This is a genomic window from Klebsiella sp. R390 (assembly GCF_051131745.1).
Taxonomy (GTDB): domain Bacteria; phylum Pseudomonadota; class Gammaproteobacteria; order Enterobacterales; family Enterobacteriaceae; genus Klebsiella.
This window is the reverse complement of sequence record NZ_CP180445.1, coordinates 4806036-4824368: the sequence shown is the minus strand read 5'-3', so window position 1 is coordinate 4824368 and position 18333 is coordinate 4806036. Positions and strand designations below refer to the sequence as shown.

Here is an 18333-nt window from a genome sequence, read left to right as displayed (position 1 = left end):
ATTTCGGGAGTTATTGTATGTTAGAAAAAGGTTTTACTCATCCGACCGACCGTGTCGTCAGACTCAAAAATATGATTCTGCATGCGAAACCTTATGTCGAATCGGAACGTGCGGTGCTGGCAACCGAAGCTTATAAAGAAAATGAACAGCTTCCTGCTATTATGCGCCGGGCCAAAGTGGTTGAGAAAATATTTAATGAGTTGCCCGTCACTATTCGCCCTGATGAATTAATTGTCGGCGCTGTCACCATTAATCCACGCTCGACGGAAATATGCCCTGAATTCTCTTATGACTGGGTCGAAAAAGAATTCAACACTATGGAGCAGCGGGTTGCCGACCCGTTTATTATTGAGAAAAAAACCGCCGATGAACTACACCAGGCGTTTAAATACTGGCCGGGAAAAACCACCAGTTCGCTCGCCGCGTCTTATATGTCCGAAGGGACCAAAGAGAGCATGGGCAACGGTGTTTTCACGGTGGGAAACTATTTCTTTGGCGGCGTCGGACACGTCAGCGTCGACTATGGCAAAGTGCTAAAAATCGGCTTCCGCGGGATCATTGATGAGGTCAATCGCGCGCTGGAACGTCTCGATCGCAGCAGCCCGGATTACATTAAGAAAGAGCAGTTCTACCACGCCGTGATTGTGAGCTATCAGGCGGCGATCAATTTCGCTCATCGTTACGCTCAGGAAGCCAGCCGTCTGGCCCGCGAAGAACGCGATCCGACCCGCCAGCGCGAGCTGGAACAGATTGCCAACAACTGTACTCGCGTGCCGGAACACGGCGCGACCACCTTCTGGGAAGCCTGCCAGACGTTCTGGTTTATTCAGAGCATGCTGCAGATTGAGTCCAGCGGCCACTCGATCTCTCCCGGTCGTTTCGATCAGTACATGTATCCCTATCTGGCGGCGGATACCGCCATCAGCAACGAATTTGCCCAGGAGCTGGTGGACTGCTGCTGGATCAAACTGAACGATATCAACAAAACCCGCGATGAGATTTCCGCCCAGGCCTTCGCCGGCTACGCGGTGTTCCAGAACCTCTGCGTCGGCGGTCAGACCGAGGACGGTCGTGATGCGACTAACCCCTTAACCTACATGTGTATGGAAGCCACGGCCCACGTACGCCTGCCGCAGCCCTCTTTCTCCATTCGCGTCTGGCAGGGCACGCCGGATGAGTTTCTCTATCGGGCCTGTGAACTGGTGCGCCTGGGTCTGGGTGTCCCGGCCATGTACAACGACGAAGTGATCATCCCGGCGCTGCAAAACCGTGGCGTCTCTCTACACGATGCCCGTGACTACTGCATCATCGGGTGCGTAGAACCACAGGCGCCGCATCGTACCGAAGGCTGGCACGACGCCGCCTTCTTCAACGTGGCGAAGGTGTTGGAAATCACGCTAAACAACGGGCGTTCTGGCAGCAAGCAGCTCGGTCCAATGACCGGCGAAATGACCCAGTACACCGGCATGGACGACTTCTACGCCGCATTCAAAAAACAGATGGCGCACTTTGTCCACCAGCTGGTTGAAGCGTGCAACAGCGTCGATATCGCTCACGGCGAACGTTGTCCGCTGCCGTTCCTGTCGGCGCTGGTGGATGACTGTATCGGGCGCGGTAAATCCCTGCAGGAAGGCGGCGCGATCTACAACTTTACCGGTCCGCAGGCCTTCGGCATCGCCGATACCGGTGACTCGGTCTACGCCATCCAGAAACAGGTCTTTGAAGATCGTCGCCTGACGCTTCAGGAACTGAAGGGGGCGCTGGATGCCAACTTTGGCTACCCGGTCGGCGGGACTCCACATTCCGCGGCGGCGAAAACGTCGCTGGGCGAGCAGGATGTTTACGAAGTGGTGAAACGCATTATCGACCAGCACGGTTCGCTGGATCCGGCGGCGATCAAAAACGAGGTCTATCGCCAGCTTGCCAGCACCAGCCCGGCCCCCTCCGCTGGGAATCCGCGTTATGAAGAGATTCGCCATATTCTGGAAAATACGCCGTGCTTTGGTAACGACATCGACGACGTGGACCTGGTCGCCCGCAACTGCGCGCTGATCTACTGCCAGGAAGTGGAGAAATATACCAACCCACGCGGCGGACGTTTCCAGGCCGGTATCTACCCGGTGTCGGCGAACGTGCTGTTTGGTAAGGACGTCAGCGCCCTGCCGGACGGCCGTCTGGCGAAAGAGCCGCTGGCAGACGGCGTATCGCCGCGCCAGGGGAAAGACACCCTCGGCCCAACCGCTGCCGCCAACTCGGTAGCCAAACTGGATCACTTTATCGCGTCGAACGGCACGCTCTACAACCAGAAATTCCTGCCTTCTTCGCTGTCGGGAGAAAAAGGTTTGCGCAACTTCGGCGGGCTGGTGCGTAACTACTTCGATAAGAAAGGGATGCACGTCCAGTTTAACGTTATTGACCGCAACACCTTGCTGGAGGCGCAGAAAAACCCGCAGCAGCACCAGGATCTGGTGGTGCGCGTCGCGGGCTATAGCGCGCAGTTCGTGGTGCTGGCAAAAGAAGTCCAGGATGACATCATCAGCCGTACCGAACAGCAATTCTGATTTTGCCTGTCCTGCCAGGGCCATACGGCGACGTGTGGCCCTGTATCAGACCCGATTTTAGCGGCTGACTTGCTGTTGCCTGGTGGTCGCTTTTTTGACGAGTGATGTTATGAACAGAGTCGAATACGATACCGAAGGCGTGTTATTCAACATTCAACGCTACTCCCTGCATGATGGCCCCGGCATCCGCACGATCCCCTTTTTTAAAGGCTGCCCGCTGGCCTGCAAGTGGTGCAGCAACCCGGAATCGCAGCGCCCGCAGCCGGAGCTTATCTATAAAAAAAGCGATTGTATCCGCTGTGGAAAATGCGTGGATGCCTGCAAGCAGCGCGCGCTTTCCCCGGAGAATCCTTTTTTTATCGACCGCGAGCGCTGTATCCAGTGCGGCGAATGTACCGCCGTCTGCCCAACCCAGGCGCTGGAGATGAAAGGCAAACGCATGACCGTCAGTGAGGTGGTCCGCGAGTTGCAGAAAGAAGAAAACTTATTTCGCCGTTCCGGTGGCGGTATCACGCTGTCAGGTGGCGAACCGCTGGCGCAGCCGGTGTTTGCTCGTGAACTCTTAAAAGCCTGTAAAGCCAAAGGCTGGCACACGGCGATGGAGACCACCGGCATGACCAGCAAAGCGGTGATCGAGGATGTCTTCCCGTGGGTCGATCTGGCGCTCACGGATATTAAAGCCGTCAATCCCGCCATTCATCAACACAATACGGGTGTCGATAACCGCATCATCCTTGAAAACCTGATTCGCATCTCTTTTATCACTCACGTCATTGTGCGTATCCCGGTGATCCCCGGCGTTAACGACACCCCGGAGGAGATTCGCAACATCGCGGAATTTGCCCGCCTGATGTCTGGTGTGGATACCGTTCACCTGTTGCCGTATCACACCTTTGGGGAAAATAAATACAGCCTGCTGGGCCGCATCTATCCCATGGGCGAGGCAGGTTTACACTCGGAAGACAAAATGGCAGAGCTGAAAAAAGTCGTGGAATCACTGGGATTTCATTGCCATATCGGCGGTTAGGCCTGACACAACAAAAATGACTTTAACCTCTTATCCCTTGTACCCCAATCGTTAAGCGAGGGCTGAGCGCCTCGCTGAATACAGGAAAACACTATGAGCCACTCTCGAGAATCCGTCACCGGGCCGTGCATTGCCGAATTTCTTGGTACCGGGCTGTTTATATTTTTCGGCACCAGCGTGTTGTCTGCGGCAAAGCTGGCCGGCGCCAGCTTTGGCCTTTGGGAAATTTGCGTGGTGTGGGGGCTGGGCATTGCGCTGGCGGTCTACCTGACCGCCGGGACTTCCGGTGCGCACCTTAACCCGGCAGTGACCATTGCGTTGTGGATGTTTGCCCGCTTTGACGCCAAAAAAGTGCTGCCCTATATTCTGGCGCAGATGGCCGGTGCGTTCTGCGGCGCCGCGCTGACCTATGTGCTGTACCACAATCTGTTCGCCGATTATGAGCAAGCGCATCACATGGTGCGCGGCAGCCAGGAAAGCCTGTATCTGGCCAGTATCTTTTCGACCTACCCGGCGGCAAGCATTAGCGTGTGGCTCGCGGGGCTGGTGGAAATCGTCATTACCTCGATGCTGATTGGCCTGATTATGGCCCTGACCGATGACGGTAACGGCGTGCCGAAAGGGCCGCTGGCGCCGCTGCTGATCGGCCTGCTGGTGGCGGTTATCGGGGCGGCGACCGCGCCGCTCACCGGATTTGCCATGAATCCGGCCCGTGATTTCGGCCCCAAACTGTTTACCTGGCTTAATGGCTGGGGCTCGATGGCGATGACCGGCGGCCGGGAGATCCCCTACTTCCTCGTGCCGTTAATCGCGCCAGTCATTGGTGGGATCCTCGGCGCAATGATTTACCGCTACGGTATCGTGCGCAATCTGCCTGCCGCAAAAGCCGTCGATACGACGGTAAATCAACCAACGCCTTAATTGACCTGACACGCACACCCACTCCGCCAGCGGCTCCAGCGCCTGGCGGAGTGTTCCCCAGAATGATCTGAGACATCCCGCTTTCATCCACACCCCCTCAGCCGACCCTCAGCATTACCCTCAACAGAACGTCCCTGCCTGACCGCCGCGTCTAAAATCATGCATAAAAAAATCCGCCATCGCTGAGAGATGACGGATTGTTATCCTGCACGCCAGTCGTTCAAAAGCCCCTGGCAGCTTCACGCAAAATGTAACGGCTAGCGACGAGTGCTTTTCCCACGCGGTCGCGTCGTTTTTTTCTCGTCTGACGGTGCCCGTTCCTCCGGCACTGGCGCCGAAGCCTCGCTCAGGCGCTCCTCAAGATCAAGGCAGGACGCGCCCTCGGTGACCGGCTCAAGATTAACCACCGGGATTGCCGCATCTTGCGGTTCCACCGCGGCAGGCATGACCTCTGCGGTGGGTTCTGGGGGAGCAACAGGTTGTACGGGCTCGGCTACCGTACCGCAGGTTTGTGCGGAGGCAATCAGACGGTCAATACCGGTGGCGGTGCGGGCAATCACTTTCCAGGCGTACACCTGCCCTACCCGTCCGGCGGCAGCCACTCCGGCAGAAACGGCGGCATTCATGGCCCCAACTTCACCGATGAGTTTGACGGTCACCAGCCCGCCGCCCTTAGTCAGCTCGTATCCGACCAGTTCGACATTCGCCGATTTTATTGCAGCATCGGCGGCCTCTACCGCCACCGTTAAGCCAACGGTTTCAATTAAGCCTAAGCTCTGCCCGGACATAACTCTCTCCTGTTATTTTTCATGCAATTGGGAACTGACGGGAGTGCACCGTTGACCGGCGGCATCATCACGCAGCAGTTGCGCGCGGTCCGTACGTTCCCAGGGGAAGACTTCCCGGCCAAAATGGCCGTAGCAGGCCGTCTGACGATAGCGAGGCGCCAGCAAATCCAGCTCGCGGATGATGCCGTAGACGCTAAGATCAAAATGGTGGCTGACCAACTGCGTCAGCCGGTTCGCCGACAGGCGGGAAGTCCCAAAAGTATTGATAGCCACCGATACGGGGCGGGAAAGGCCAATGGCCCAGGCTAGCTGGACTTCACAGCGCGTGGCCAGCCCGGCGGCGACGATATTTTTCGCCACATAGCGCGCCGCATAGGCCGCCGAGCGATCGACTTTCGATGGATCCTTACCGGAAAAGGCGCCACCGCCGTGGTGCGCTGCGCCGCCGTAGGTATCCACAATGATTTTGCGCCCGGTCAGGCCGCAGTCCGCGGCGGGCCCGCCGTGAATAAACGACCCGGCGGGGTTAATCAGTATCCGCGTGACGGGCGTCAACCAGCGTGCCGGGATCACCGGTTTGACGATCTCCTCCATCACCGCTTCGCGTAGCATAGCCAGCGAGAAATCGGCGCGATGCTGCGTGGAGACCACGATGGTGTCCGCGTGGCGTATCCGCCCGTCGCCGTAGTGCAACGTAACCTGGCTTTTGGCATCCGGAAGCAGGCCATCCAGCTGGCCCGTTTTACGTAGCTGCGCCTGGCGGGCCATCAACCGGTGCGCGTACACGATGGGTGCAGGCATCAGCTGCGGCGTTTCATCGCAGGCATAGCCGAAAGTCATCCCCTGGTCCCCTGCCCCCAGCGAGGCCGGATCGTCGGCGCGTATGCCGCTGGCGATATCGTCAGATTGCCGGCCAAGCATGCTGATAACCGCACAGGTTGCGGCATCAAAGCCTTTCAGCGAGTGGTCATAGCCCACCGATTTCACGGTTGCCCTGACAATCTGTTCGATATCGATCCTCGCCTGCGACGATATTTCCCCGGCCACAATCACCGCCCCGGTTTTCACCAGGCATTCGCAGGCTACTTTCGCCCAGGGGTCGTTGAGTAAGCAGGCATCAAGAATGGCGTCAGAGATCTGGTCCGCCATCTTATCCGGGTGCCCTTCGGCAACCGATTCTGAAGTAAAAAGGTAGTCGTCCACGGCAGGGCCACTGTAAAAAGAATCGTGTCCCATCTTAGCGGCGCGGGGGGCGCCAACGAGTAAACAATCTTGCCGCAATGGCGGACTTTCTTGCGCTTACGCCACGGTCAGCGCAAGAAAGGCCGGGTGCACATCAGCACGCTTCGGGCGCGGCGTTGCGGCGATAATCCGATGGCGCGATGCCGGTCTCTTTTTTGAAGATCCGGCAAAAATAGTTCGCATCCTGCCAGGAGAGCTCGAGCGCAATGGTGTTGACTTTTAAATCACTGAACTGCAGCAGGGATTTGGCGAGCGCGATTTTGCGGCTGGTGATATAGCTTGAGAACCCGCTACCGGTGCTCTTCTTAAATGCCCGGCTCAGGTAACACGGGCTGACGAAGGATTCCGCAGCAATATCATCCAGCGTCATGTTGTTCAGCAGGTTTTTCTCAATATGAAAGCGGGCTCTGGCGACAAAATCCATGCTGCCGCTGGCGCCTTTAAACAACAGTTCGAAGAGATCGTGGCTGAGGCTTAACAGTCCTCCCATGGTCTGCCAGTAGCGGCCAGCAGACAGGCCGTGCTGATGAATACTCTGCACCAGCGCGCTGATTTTTTGCCGACACGGGGTATATTTGTCGCCCAGACCGGCAAGATGCTGCTGGAGCAGTTCCAGCACGTCAATCAGCGCGTTGGCCCCGACGATATCCGCGGGCTGTTCGGCACAGGCCGTATCAAGCGCCGCGAATAAAAAGCAGTGCCAGCCGGGATAATCGCAGCCGCTTATCAGATCGCTTATCGTTTGCCGCTGCTCCCGCGTCGCCACCGCCCCTTGTTCATCCACCAGCAAGGTTTTACGAATCGTATCGCTGAGAATGCTCTGCTTGACCGGCTTTAACAGATAATCGTCTACCTTCAGGCTCAGCATATGACGCACAATGTCAAAGTCATCATTTGCCGTCGTCACAATCACTTTGGTATGGCTATTTTTCTGCTTGAGGTACTCAATCACCTGGTTGCCGTTGGGTAACGGGATATTGATATCTACCAGCATCATATCGATTTGATTGAGCTCATCGATAAGCTTAATGGCTTTATTGCCGGTCGATGCTTCATGAATCACCGAGTTTTCCACACAGCGAGAGACGATTCGCTTGAGCGACTCTGACTCAATGCGCTCATCTTCAACAATCACAATATTATACATACTCACACTCCAGGCTCGGTCGGCACCATCGGGAACCGCAGTCTTACCGTAGTACCGAGCATCGGCTTATGGGGGCTGGTGATTTGTAAACCATAGTTTTCGCCAAATAATAGTTGCAGGCGGTTGTTGATATTATTAATGCCGATGCCGCCTTTCTGTCGGTTCTGATTGCCAGAGAGGATGTGCGCAATGTCCTCTGGTGAAATACCATCACCGTTGTCGGTGACATCAATAATCACATCGTGGCCATCGTCGGTGGCGCGCAAAATAATATGGCTGGTGGTTTCACGTGGTTCGACAACATAATTAAAAAAGTTTTCCACCAGCGGTTGCAAAATTAAAAACGGACACACCGTTTCATTATATTTTTCCGGAATGTCGCAGACATAATCAAAGCGCTCATTCATTCTGACTTTCTGAATCGACATGTAGCAATTGACATAATTCATTTCCCGACCAAGCGTAATCAGGCCGTTGTGATTTTTACGCAGCAAGTAGCGCATCATGTCAGAAAAGTCGTGCACCATAGTTTCGGTACGGCTGGCATCTTCGAGGAATGCCAGTCGACCGATGGTATTCAGCACGTTAAACAAAAAATGGGGGTTAATCTGGTAGGAAAGCGCCTTGAACTCGGCTTCATGCAGTGAGCGCTCTATCTCCACGCGCTTGCGTAGCTCGCTGGTGAGCTCCTGATCTTTTTGGCGTAATTCGCGCTGAATATTGTTGGCATGCGCCTGCTCAACCAGATAGGAGGCGACATGCAGCAATGTATAGGCCGTTGATTCAAAACGCTCGTAAGGCATACGCGGCGTATTTTCATGCAGATCCAAAAGCCAGGGGTTTTCTTGCCACAGATGATTATTGTTGAGGATATAGGGAATGGTTTGCTCTTTCTCCGCTTCAACTTTCACCTGTCCGGAGATAAAGGCGCCAAGATAGTGGTTATTAATCATGATTGGCACGGCAAACTCGACGAAACCACAGTAGCAACGGTATACCACCGGTTCGCCGGCGAGCATCGCCGCCTGTCCACCGGCGCTATCGCTATCGTAGCAGTGGCGGGCCAGGCTGGTGTTCATTCTTGATCGGGCGCAAAAATCAGAGAAACCGCTCGCGCGCGTAACTGGAATACCGTCCTGATCGACCACCACAAGGGCAATCATCATGGATTGACTAAAATTGTCCTGCAGCGTTTGCAACCGGTCAACATCAAGAAATTCGTGTAATTTGTATTTATTATTCATGATATCCGCCAGGTCAGGTCAAATGCAGCCAGACCATACCTTATTTACGCTTTTAAAATAATGAAATCGCTCACAAACAAAAAATGAATAATAATTAATATGTTAAGCTAATGTTCTATTTTTTCGCGTTAATTAACATTTCCCTATGGCCTTTACATAAATATAAAACGCAACCGCAATCCGATATAAACAATACCATTAAATATGCGGAATTTATCCTTAGCTCGCGGGTTCAATATCGCGACGCTAATGCTCCGTCGGTTGCGCCTTCGGGTTACCTGACGGGCCTCGCGCCGCTACGCCCAATGCGCCCGACGTGGCCGCCTGTTGACTTATTTTGCCAAAGCGTTACTTTTCAGGACATGAAGAAAATACTGATTATCGTCCCCGATGGCGGAATGTTGTTTGAGTCCGCCGGCATTGCCGACATTTTGATGCAGGCTAACCGACTGCACCCTGACGGCGCCGGCTCACCGTGCTACCGCATCGCCGTGGCCACTACCCAGCCGCATCAGGTGATTCACGGCCAGTCCGGCCTCAACCTGCTGGCCGACCACCGCCTGCACGAGCTGGATCCACGAGAGCCGCTCGACACCATCATCATTACGGGCAAAGGACAGAGCGAACAGGAAGGAGTTGCGGTTGTCGACTGGCTGCGCCTGGCCGCCCCACATGCCCGCCGCATCGCCTCCATCTGCGGCGGCGCATTATTGCTGGCGCAGAGCGGGCTGCTGAACGGCAGGCGCGCCACCACCCACTGGAAATTGCTGGAATCGATGCAGGCCACCTACCCTGAGATCCGCGTCGAAGGCGGGCCGCTGTATGTCCAGGACGGGCCCATCTGGACCTCCGGCGGCGTCAGTTCCGGCTTTGACCTGACGCTGGCGCTGGTGGAAGAGGATTATGGTTTTAGCCTCGCCCGGGATGTCGCCCAGGATATGGTGATGTACCTGCGTCGTCCCGGAGGTCAGCTACAGTTTAGCCGCTATAACCTCGCCAGAATCAACACCCCTGGCCCTATCGGCGACCTGCTGACGTGGATCCTCGCTAACCTGACCGCCGACCTGTGCGTCGAAAACCTGGCGGAAAAAGTGGCCATGAGCCCGCGCAATTTTACCCGCGTGTTTACCCGGGAAACCGGCGCCTCGCCGGCGCGCTACGTGGCCGAGGCGCGCCTTGCCGCCGCCCGACAGCGGCTGGAGCAGACCAACGACACGCTGGACATCATTGCCGAAGACACCGGGTTTGGCAGCACCATTAACCTGCGCCGCCTGTTCGAAAAACAGCTCCACCTGACGCCGGGTGAATACCGCCAGCGCTTCCACTGCCGTAAGATGGCGTAAAGTGATCCTTATTTGTCATTTACGCCAAAACCGTCGCGACCTACAGTAACGCCAGAGACAGCAATTAAGACAGCCTACTGGAGGAGTTAATTATGGTTAAGGTCGGTATTAACGGTTTCGGCAGAATCGGACGCAACGTCCTGCGTGCAGCATTAAGTCATCCAGAGATTCAGATTGTGGCGATCAACGATCTGACGGACAGCAAAACGCTGGCCCATCTGCTGAAATATGATTCGCTGCTGGGCACCCTGCCGGTCAGCGTAGAGGCGGCTGACGGCCAGCTGCAGGTTGATGGTCAGCCGGTCATCGTCTACAGCGAACGGGACCCGGCGCGGATCCCGTGGCGCGACGCCGGGGTGGAGATTGTCATCGAGGCCACCGGTTTCTTCACCGAACGCGAACAGGCCGCCGTCCACATTCACAGCGGCGGCGCCAAACGGGTGATCATTTCCGCCCCCGGCAAGAATGATGATTTAACCATCGTGATGGGCGTTAACCATCAGCTGTACGATCCGCAGCAGCACGCGGTCGTGAGCAACGGTAGCTGTACCACCAACGGTCTGGCCCCGGCCGCCCAGGTGCTGCATCAGCAGTTTGGTATTCAACACGGGCTGATGAATACCACTCATGCCTACACCAACAGCCAGGCGCTGCACGATCAGCCGGAAAAAGATCTGCGCGGCGCGCGAGCGGCGGCGCTCTCCATCGTGCCCTACTCCAGCGGCGCGGCGAAAGCGCTGGGCAAAGTTATCCCGGAGCTTGACGGACGCTTGACCGGCTATTCACTGCGCGTGCCGGTGCCGGTGGTCTCAATCGTCGACCTGACCGTCACGCTCGAGCGCGACGTCACGGCGGAAGAGGTCAATAACGCCTTCCGTCAGGCGGCGGCATCTGGCCCGTTACAGGGGATCCTCGGCTACAGCGACGAACCGCTGGTCTCCAGCGATTATCAGGGCGACCCGCGCTCATCGATTATCGATGGCCTGTCGACCCTGGTGATTGGCGGCAATATGGTGAAAATCCTCGCGTGGTATGACAACGAATGGGGCTTCTCTAACCGCCTGGTTGAACTGGCACAGTATATCGCCCGGCGCGAACAGTAGCCGGTACCGGCGGCGGCCTCCTGTCCAATGGGGGCCGCTGTCGGCACCAGAAAGTCGCCAGCGGAGGGAAAATTCGTTATTATCCGCCCCCACCCTTTTTAAGCGCCCGCTCATGTCCGCCATCGTCGATACCTTTGTTGCGCCCCCCTGCCACGAGCAGATTGCCATCCTCTATCAGGATCACCATCTGCTGCTGATCGACAAGCCCAGCGGCCTGCTCAGCCTGTCAGGAAAAAATCCCCAGAATCTCGATTCCGTGCACTATCGCCTGGCGCAGGAATTTCCCGGCTGTACGTTGGTGCATCGCCTTGATTTTGGCACCTCCGGGTTGCTGGTGGTGGCCAGGAATAAAGCGATCAATGCCGCGCTGTGCCAGCAGTTCAGCCAGCGTACGGTGCAGAAGGTTTACAGCGCCTTGCTGTGCGGCCATCTTGCCGACGACCAGGGCCTGATTGATGCCCCCATCGCCAAAGACCCGGCGCTGTTCCCGCGCATGACAATCTGTGCCATTAACGGCAAACCCGCGCGTTCTCGCTATCAGGTGGTGGAGCGTCTGCACCAGACCAACGCCGACGGCACCTTGCTGGCGCTGACCCGGGTCCAGCTGTTCCCGGAAACCGGGCGCACCCACCAGCTGCGGATCCACTGTCAGCAGCTGGGGCATCCGATCTTAGGCTGCGATCTCTACGGGGGATTGAGCTGGCCCGGTAGCGAACAGGCGTCGCGCCTGATGCTGCATGCCAGTGCGCTGCACTTTGTTCACCCGGTCAGCGGCGAACCGTTTCACGCCATCCACGACAGCCCGTTCTGACCACACATCTGGCCTGACACAGCAGCATGCCTCGCAAATAAGCTTCGCGATATTATTAATTAGCAGTAAAAGTGAATCATATTAAAATCGGCAATCGGTCGCGATAACCGACAGGAGGACGGCGACGTTAAATGATGGCGCTTTTACGTGAATATTCAAGTAAAATGCGAGCTTTATTTAACCACCTTGAAGTGCATCACTTTCTGCCTCCTGCATCTGCTGTCCACCAGCAGCATAAAGCGTAATATCCGCATGACGCTACCCTCCTGAAAATATCTGCCTGACTCTGGTTCCACTCGGACGATAACGTCGACATTTTGTGGCATTCCCTCCGGCAAACTATCGATCTCTGGACACGCGATCGGGATCTCATTGTGATTCTTAAATGTCGAGTCAATAACATTTTTGTATCATTTATTGAACATTAAATTGACGTTTACCCGCTCTGTTTCCTATACGTTTAGCCGACCTGTTGGCCAATATAAATAATCACAATGTGGAGCTTTTGATGAACAATAGCCCGTCAATGGAACCGTCTCGCTCCGAGGTTCTGGTCTCGCCTGCCCCTGCGGAGCGAGCACTGGATGCCCGTCAGCAAGCCGTGATCAATAAACTCTTTCGTCGCTTAATCGTTTTTCTCTTTATTCTGTTTGTCTTCTCCTACCTCGACCGTATCAATATCGGCTTTGCCGGTCTGACCATGGGCAAAGACCTCGGCCTCACCAGCACCATGTTTGGCCTGGCGACCACCCTGTTTTACGTGATGTACGTGATTTGCGGCATTCCCAGCAACATCATGCTCAGCATCGTCGGCGCACGCCGCTGGATTGCCATTCTGATGGTTATCTGGGGGATTGCCTCCACCGCCACCATGTTTGCCACCGGTCCGAACAGCCTGTACGTGCTGAGAATGCTGGTAGGCATCGCCGAAGCCGGCTTTTTACCCGGTCTGCTGCTCTATTTAACCTTCTGGTTCCCGGCGCAATATCGCGCCCGCGCCAACGCGCTGTTTATGATTGCCATGCCCGTCACCATGGCGCTTGGCTCACTGGCTTCGGGGTATATCCTCAACCTCGATGGCGTACTGAATCTGAAAGGCTGGCAGTGGCTTTTCCTGCTGGAAGGCTTCCCTTCAGTGTTGCTGGGGCTGGTGGTGTGGTTCTGGCTGGACGACAGCCCGGATAAAGCCAAATGGCTGACCGCAGATGATAAGGCCTGTCTCAATGAGATGCTGGAAGCGGATCGTGCAGCGCTGCAGGCGTCGCGGCTCAGCGAAGCCAGCCCGCCGCTGTCTCAGCGCAGCATGCTGCGGGAGCTGTTTACGCCGATCATCCTGCTCTACACGCTGGCCTATTTCTGCCTGACCAACACCTTAAGCGCCCTTAGCGTCTGGACGCCGCTGATCCTGCGTAGCTTCAACGAGCAGAGCAGCAACGTCACCATCGGTCTTCTGAGCGCGATCCCGCAGGTGTGTACCATCGTCGGGATGATCTGGTGGAGCAAACGTTCTGACCGCCTGAAGGAGCGGAAGCTGCACACCCTGCTGCCCTATCTGTTTGCGGCGGCCGGCTGGATGTTAACCGCCTCCAGCAGCAACCCGCTGTTGCAATTCACCGGGATTGTGATGGCCTCCAGCGGCGCCTTTGCTGCCATGGTGATTTTCTGGACCACCCCTGACCAATCGATTTCGCTGCGCGCGCGAGCGCTGGGAATTGCGGTGATCAACGCCACCGGGATGACCGGTGCGGCGCTGGGGCCGCTGTTGATGGGCTGGCTGAAGGACGTCACCGGGAACTTCAATGCCGGGATCTTTATGGTCGCCGGGTTCCTTGTGCTCGGTGCGCTGATCATTGCCCTGATTCCGATGAAAGCGGCGGTGCAGCACAGCCGCCTCGCATCATCGACATAAGTCGCTGTACCTGAACCTGTCGGCATCGCCAATATGGGGGCGGTTTTCTGTACGGACCGCCCCCATCAAAGCCGCTTAGACGCAAAGTACTTTTATCGCCAGCCCGCCGCGGGATGTCTCCCGGTACTTATCATTCATATCCTTGCCGGTCTCGTACATGGTTTCGATCACCTTATCCAACGAGACATGCGGTTCGGAGGTGCGACGCAGCGCCATTCGCGCGGCATTGACGGCTTTGACCGCATTGATAGCATTACGCTCAATACAGGGGATCTGTACCTGCCCGGCAACCGGGTCGCAGGTCAGGCCGAGGTTATGCTCCATGGCAATTTCCGCGGCATTGCAGACCTGCGCCGGACTGCCGCCCAGCAGTTCGGTCAAACCAGCGGCCGCCATCGAACAGGCCACGCCAATTTCCCCCTGACAACCCACTTCGGCCCCGGAAATAGAAGCATTCATTTTATACAGCGCGCCAATGGCACCCGCCGCCAGCAGATAGCGCGCCAGCGAACTGGCGTTGACCGGACGACGGAATTTATCGTAATAGGCCAGCACAGCCGGGATAATCCCGCAGGCGCCGTTGGTCGGCGCGGTCACCACCCGGCCACCGGCGGCGTTCTCTTCGCTAACCGCCAGGGCGAACATGTTGATCCAGTCAATGACGTTCATTGGATCGCTGGAGAGGCTGTCGCTGGAGACCAGCCGCCGCCGCAACGCTGCGGCACGCCGCGGGACATTCAGTGGGCCAGGCAGCACGCCTTCCGTTTGCATGCCACGCTCAATACCGTCCCACATCACCGCATGGATGTGCTGTAGCCCGGCGTCGATCTCCGTCTTACTGCGCATAGCCAGCTCGTTTTGCATCATCAGTCCGGAGACCGATAGGCCGTTGTGCTGGCACAGATGCAGCAGTTCACTGGCCGAGCGGAATTCAAACGGCACCTGGATGGCGGCATCGCAGCGCTGTCCGGCTTCCCCTTCGGCAACGATAAACCCGCCCCCAACCGAGTAATAGGTCTGGCTGGCCCACGGGCCGGAGTGGCTCCATGCGGTGATCCGCAGACCGTTTTCGTGATACGCCAGGGTGTGGGAGTGGAACAGCATATCGTTAGCCATCTGAAAATCGACGCTCTGCGCGCCGCTGGCGAGCGGTAAACGCCCGCTCTGCATAACCTGTTGAATAAAAGCCGGAATAGCGTCGATGTCGACATGTTGCGGGCTGTTGCCCGCCAGTCCCAGAAGAATAGCGACATCGGTCGCATGGCCCTTGCCGGTCGACGACAACGAGCCATACAGATCGACCACAATACGGGTGATGTGGACCAGTTCGCCCTGGGTCACCAGCTGGTCGATAAAACGTTTCCCGGCATTCATCGGCCCCACAGTATGCGAGCTGGAAGGGCCGATTCCCGGTTTGAAAATATCGAATGCGCTAATCATATTTACCGCCTCGGATTACCGTTCAGAGAAGAGCGCGGGTCACGCTCCGTGCGGCGGTACGGGAAGAACCCGCCCCGCCGCCGTTGCCTCAGAGGTCGCGGATCGCGATAGCTTCAATTTCCAGCTTCACGTCCTTCGGCAGGCGAGCCACCTGCACGCAACTGCGCGCCGGATAGGTCGCCTGGTGTTCGTCAAAGAACTGCTGATAGACCTGGTTGATGGTGGCGAAATCGTTAAGGTCGGTAATAAAAACCGTGGTCTTGACGATACTGCCGACCGTTAACCCCGCCGCCGTGACAATGGCCTTCACGTTTTCCAGACTCTGGCGCGCCTGGTCGGCCACGTTGTCCGCAATAGTGCCGGTTCGTGGGCAGACCGGGATCTGCCCCGAGGTCAGCACCTGGGTGCCGAGGTCAACACCCTGAACATAAGGCCCGATGGCCCCTGGCGCATCCTGGGTTACGATTATATTTCTCATGGTTCCTCCGGCGTCACAGCGCCTGGGTAAAGGTGCGGGAAATAACATCCTGCTGCTGTTCACGGGTCAGCGCGTTGAAACGCACCGCGTAGCCAGAGACGCGAATGGTCAGGTTCGGGTAATTTTCCGGGTGTTCGATGGCATCCAGCAGCATGTCCCGGTTCATCACGTTGACGTTGAGATGCTGCCCGCCTTCGACGTGAGCCTCATGGTGGAAGTAGCCGTCAAGCAGCCCCACGAGGTTGGTTTTACGTACCGTCTCCTCTTTGCCCAGCGCCGCAGGCACGATAGAAAAGGTGTAAGAGATGCCGTCTTTGGCGTAGGTAAACGGCAGCTTAGCGACCGAGGTTAATGACGCCACTGCCCCTTTGCGGTCGCGCCCGTGCATCGGGTTAGCCCCTGGGGCAAACGGCGTCCCGCCGCGGCGACCATCCGGGGTATTGCCGGTCTTCTGGCCATACACCACGTTAGAGGTGATGGTCAGGATCGACTGGGTCGGTACGGCGTTACGGTAGGTCGGCAGCACTTTGATTTTCTTCATAAAGCGCTCAACCAGATCGCAGGCGATGCTGTCGACCCGCTGGTCATTATTGCCATACTGCGGATAGTCGCCTTCGATAACAAAATCGACCGCCAGGCCGTTATGGTCGCGGACCGGTTTCACCTTCGCGTACTTAATAGCCGATAGCGAATCCGCCGCCACCGACAGACCGGCCATGCCGCAGGCCATGGTGCGATAGACGTCACGGTCGTGCAGCGCCATCAGTGAGGCTTCATAGCTGTACTTGTCATGCATGTAGTGGATGATGTTCAGCGCGCTGATGTACTGCACCGCCAGCCAGTCCATAAAGTGGTCGAGGCTCTCCATCACCGTGTCGTAATCGAGCACTTCATCCAGCAGTGGAGCGGTTTTCGGCCCCACCTGAATCTTGAGTTTCTCATCCACCCCGCCATTGATTGCGTACAGCAGCGTTTTAGCCAGGTTGGCGCGGGCGCCGAAGAACTGCATCTGTTTGCCGATAATCATCGGGCTGACGCAGCAGGCGATGGCGTAATCGTCGCTGTTAAAATCGGTGCGCATCAAATCGTCGTTCTCATACTGCAGCGATGAGGTGACGATCGAGACCTGAGCCGCGTACTTTTTGAAGGCAATCGGCAGCGCTTCGGACCACAGCACCGTGAGGTTTGGCTCCGGGGCCGGCCCCATGGTGTGCAGGGTATGCAGGTAGCGATAGGCATTTTTGGTGACCAGGGTACGCCCGTCCAGCCCCATGCCGCCGATGACTTCGGTTGCCCAGATCGGGTCGCCAGAAAACAGTGTGTCGAACTCCGGCGTACGCAAGAAGCGCACCATGCGGATCTTCATAATGAAGTGGTCGATCAGCTCCTGGGCCTGCTGCTCGGTGAGGTGACCACGGTTGAGGTCGCGTTCAATATAGATATCAAGGAAGGTGGCGGTACGCCCCAGCGACATGGCACCGCCATTTTGTGATTTCACCGCCGCCAGGTAGGCAAAATAGACCCACTGCACCGCTTCCTGGGCCGTGGATGCCGGACGGGAAATATCGCAGCCATATTTTGCCGCCATCTCCTGCATCTGCAACAGCGCACGGCGGTGTTCCGCCAGCTCTTCACGCAGACGAATCGTCGCTTCCAGATTCTGCCCGTACTCCAGGTTGGATTGCAGGTCGGCAAACTGCAGCTCGCGCTCGCGTACCAGATAACGAATACCGTACAGCGCCACGCGACGGTAGTCGCCAATAATCCTTCCCCGGCCATAGCCGTCCGGCAAACCGGTCAGCACCCCGGATTTACGGCAGCGCAGCATATCCGGGGAGTACGCATCAAATACCCCCTGATTGTGCGTTTTACGCAGGTCGGTAAACAGGTACTCAAAGTGCGGATCCATGTCACGACCATAAGCCTCGAACGAGCTTTTGATCATATTGATGCCGCCGAACGGGTGCAGCGCGCGTTTAAGCGGTTTATCGGTCTGTAGCCCGACAATTTTTTCCAGCGCCGGGTCAATATAGCCAGCATCATGTGCGGTAATCGAGGTCGCGATATTGCTATCGAAATCGACCGGTGCATGGGTCGCATTTTCAATATGAATCCCCGTCATCACTTTGCCCCACAACGCGGTGGTTGCCGGCGTGGCTTCGCTCAGAAAAGATTCATCCCCTTCATATGGCGTATAGTTGTGCTGAATAAACTCGCGGACATTAATGTCTTCTTTCCAGTCCGTACCGTGAAAACCTTGCCATGCGTCGGCATACAGCCGGTCGCTGGTATCGATATTTACCTTCATGAAAAATCATC

At 56.7% G+C, this 18333-nt stretch carries 13 protein-coding genes and 1 pseudogene; 7 read left to right on the top strand and 7 right to left on the bottom strand.

Translation table 11 applies throughout. From position 1 onward, the window contains the following. Positions 1–17: 17 nt before the first annotated feature. The 3 genes from grpM to ACMYSP_RS22550 all read left to right on the top strand — a co-directional run bounded on the left by grpM (position 18) and on the right by ACMYSP_RS22550 (position 4509). Positions 18–2561, top strand: a complete 2544-nt coding sequence (gene grpM / locus ACMYSP_RS22560; protein ID WP_434584243.1) for a glycyl radical diol dehydratase GrpM — start codon at positions 18–20, stop codon at positions 2559–2561. 109 nt (positions 2562–2670) lie between these two features. Continuing rightward, the gene (locus ACMYSP_RS22555) at positions 2671–3588 is read left to right on the top strand and encodes a glycyl-radical enzyme activating protein (protein ID WP_434584241.1); all 918 of its coding nucleotides are present in this window, start codon (positions 2671–2673) and stop codon (positions 3586–3588) included. Positions 3589–3681: 93 nt separating this feature from the next. Further along, on the top strand, positions 3682–4509 hold the full coding sequence (locus ACMYSP_RS22550) for an MIP/aquaporin family protein (RefSeq protein WP_123754802.1): 828 nt from the start codon (positions 3682–3684) through the stop codon (positions 4507–4509). Between the two features lie 521 nt (positions 4510–5030). On the opposite strand, the pseudogene ACMYSP_RS22545 reads toward ACMYSP_RS22550, so the two are convergent. From ACMYSP_RS22545 to ACMYSP_RS22530, 4 genes and pseudogenes are all read right to left on the bottom strand, one after another. Continuing rightward, positions 5031–5297, bottom strand: a pseudogene (locus ACMYSP_RS22545) (BMC domain-containing protein); the annotation flags it as partial. 12 nt (positions 5298–5309) lie between these two features. Further along, positions 5310–6500 carry a methionine adenosyltransferase gene (metK, locus tag ACMYSP_RS22540; RefSeq protein ID WP_434584240.1) on the bottom strand — a complete coding sequence of 397 codons (1191 nt, stop codon included), beginning with the start codon at positions 6498–6500 and terminating at the stop codon, positions 5310–5312. A 133-nt stretch (positions 6501–6633) separates the two neighbouring features. After that, positions 6634–7686, bottom strand: coding sequence for a response regulator (locus tag ACMYSP_RS22535; protein WP_434584239.1), 1053 nt, complete (start codon positions 7684–7686; stop codon positions 6634–6636). A 2-nt stretch (positions 7687–7688) separates the two neighbouring features. Further along, entirely contained in the window at positions 7689–8930 is a 1242-nt protein-coding gene (locus tag ACMYSP_RS22530; protein ID WP_434584237.1) for a sensor histidine kinase, read from the bottom strand. Positions 8931–9292: 362 nt separating this feature from the next. Here ACMYSP_RS22530 and ACMYSP_RS22525 point away from each other — a divergent pair, with 362 nt between their 5' ends. The 4 genes from ACMYSP_RS22525 (at position 9293) to hpaX (ending at position 14096) form a co-directional block, all read left to right on the top strand. Further along, positions 9293–10273, top strand: coding sequence for a GlxA family transcriptional regulator (locus tag ACMYSP_RS22525; protein ID WP_434584236.1), 981 nt, complete (start codon positions 9293–9295; stop codon positions 10271–10273). Positions 10274–10365: 92 nt separating this feature from the next. After that, complete coding sequence (gene gap, locus ACMYSP_RS22520; RefSeq protein ID WP_434584235.1) at positions 10366–11376, top strand: type I glyceraldehyde-3-phosphate dehydrogenase; 1011 nt, start codon at positions 10366–10368, stop codon at positions 11374–11376. 112 nt (positions 11377–11488) lie between these two features. Beyond that, positions 11489–12187 (top strand): RluA family pseudouridine synthase, encoded by a 699-nt coding sequence (locus tag ACMYSP_RS22515; protein ID WP_434584233.1) that lies wholly within the window; start codon positions 11489–11491, stop codon positions 12185–12187. Between the two features lie 526 nt (positions 12188–12713). Next, positions 12714–14096 (top strand): 4-hydroxyphenylacetate permease, encoded by a 1383-nt coding sequence (gene hpaX, locus ACMYSP_RS22510; protein ID WP_434587257.1) that lies wholly within the window; start codon positions 12714–12716, stop codon positions 14094–14096. 75 nt (positions 14097–14171) lie between these two features. Here the strand turns inward: hpaX and tdcG are convergent, their stop codons facing one another. The 3 genes from tdcG to pflB all read right to left on the bottom strand — a co-directional run bounded on the left by tdcG (position 14172) and on the right by pflB (position 18322). Then, entirely contained in the window at positions 14172–15536 is a 1365-nt protein-coding gene (tdcG, locus tag ACMYSP_RS22505) for an L-serine ammonia-lyase (protein ID WP_434584232.1), read from the bottom strand. Positions 15537–15624: 88 nt separating this feature from the next. Further along, entirely contained in the window at positions 15625–16014 is a 390-nt protein-coding gene (locus tag ACMYSP_RS22500) for an enamine/imine deaminase (protein ID WP_434584230.1), read from the bottom strand. Between the two features lie 13 nt (positions 16015–16027). Continuing rightward, the gene (gene pflB, locus ACMYSP_RS22495; RefSeq protein WP_434584229.1) at positions 16028–18322 is read right to left on the bottom strand and encodes a formate C-acetyltransferase; all 2295 of its coding nucleotides are present in this window, start codon (positions 18320–18322) and stop codon (positions 16028–16030) included. Between the last annotated feature and the right edge of the window lie 11 nt (positions 18323–18333).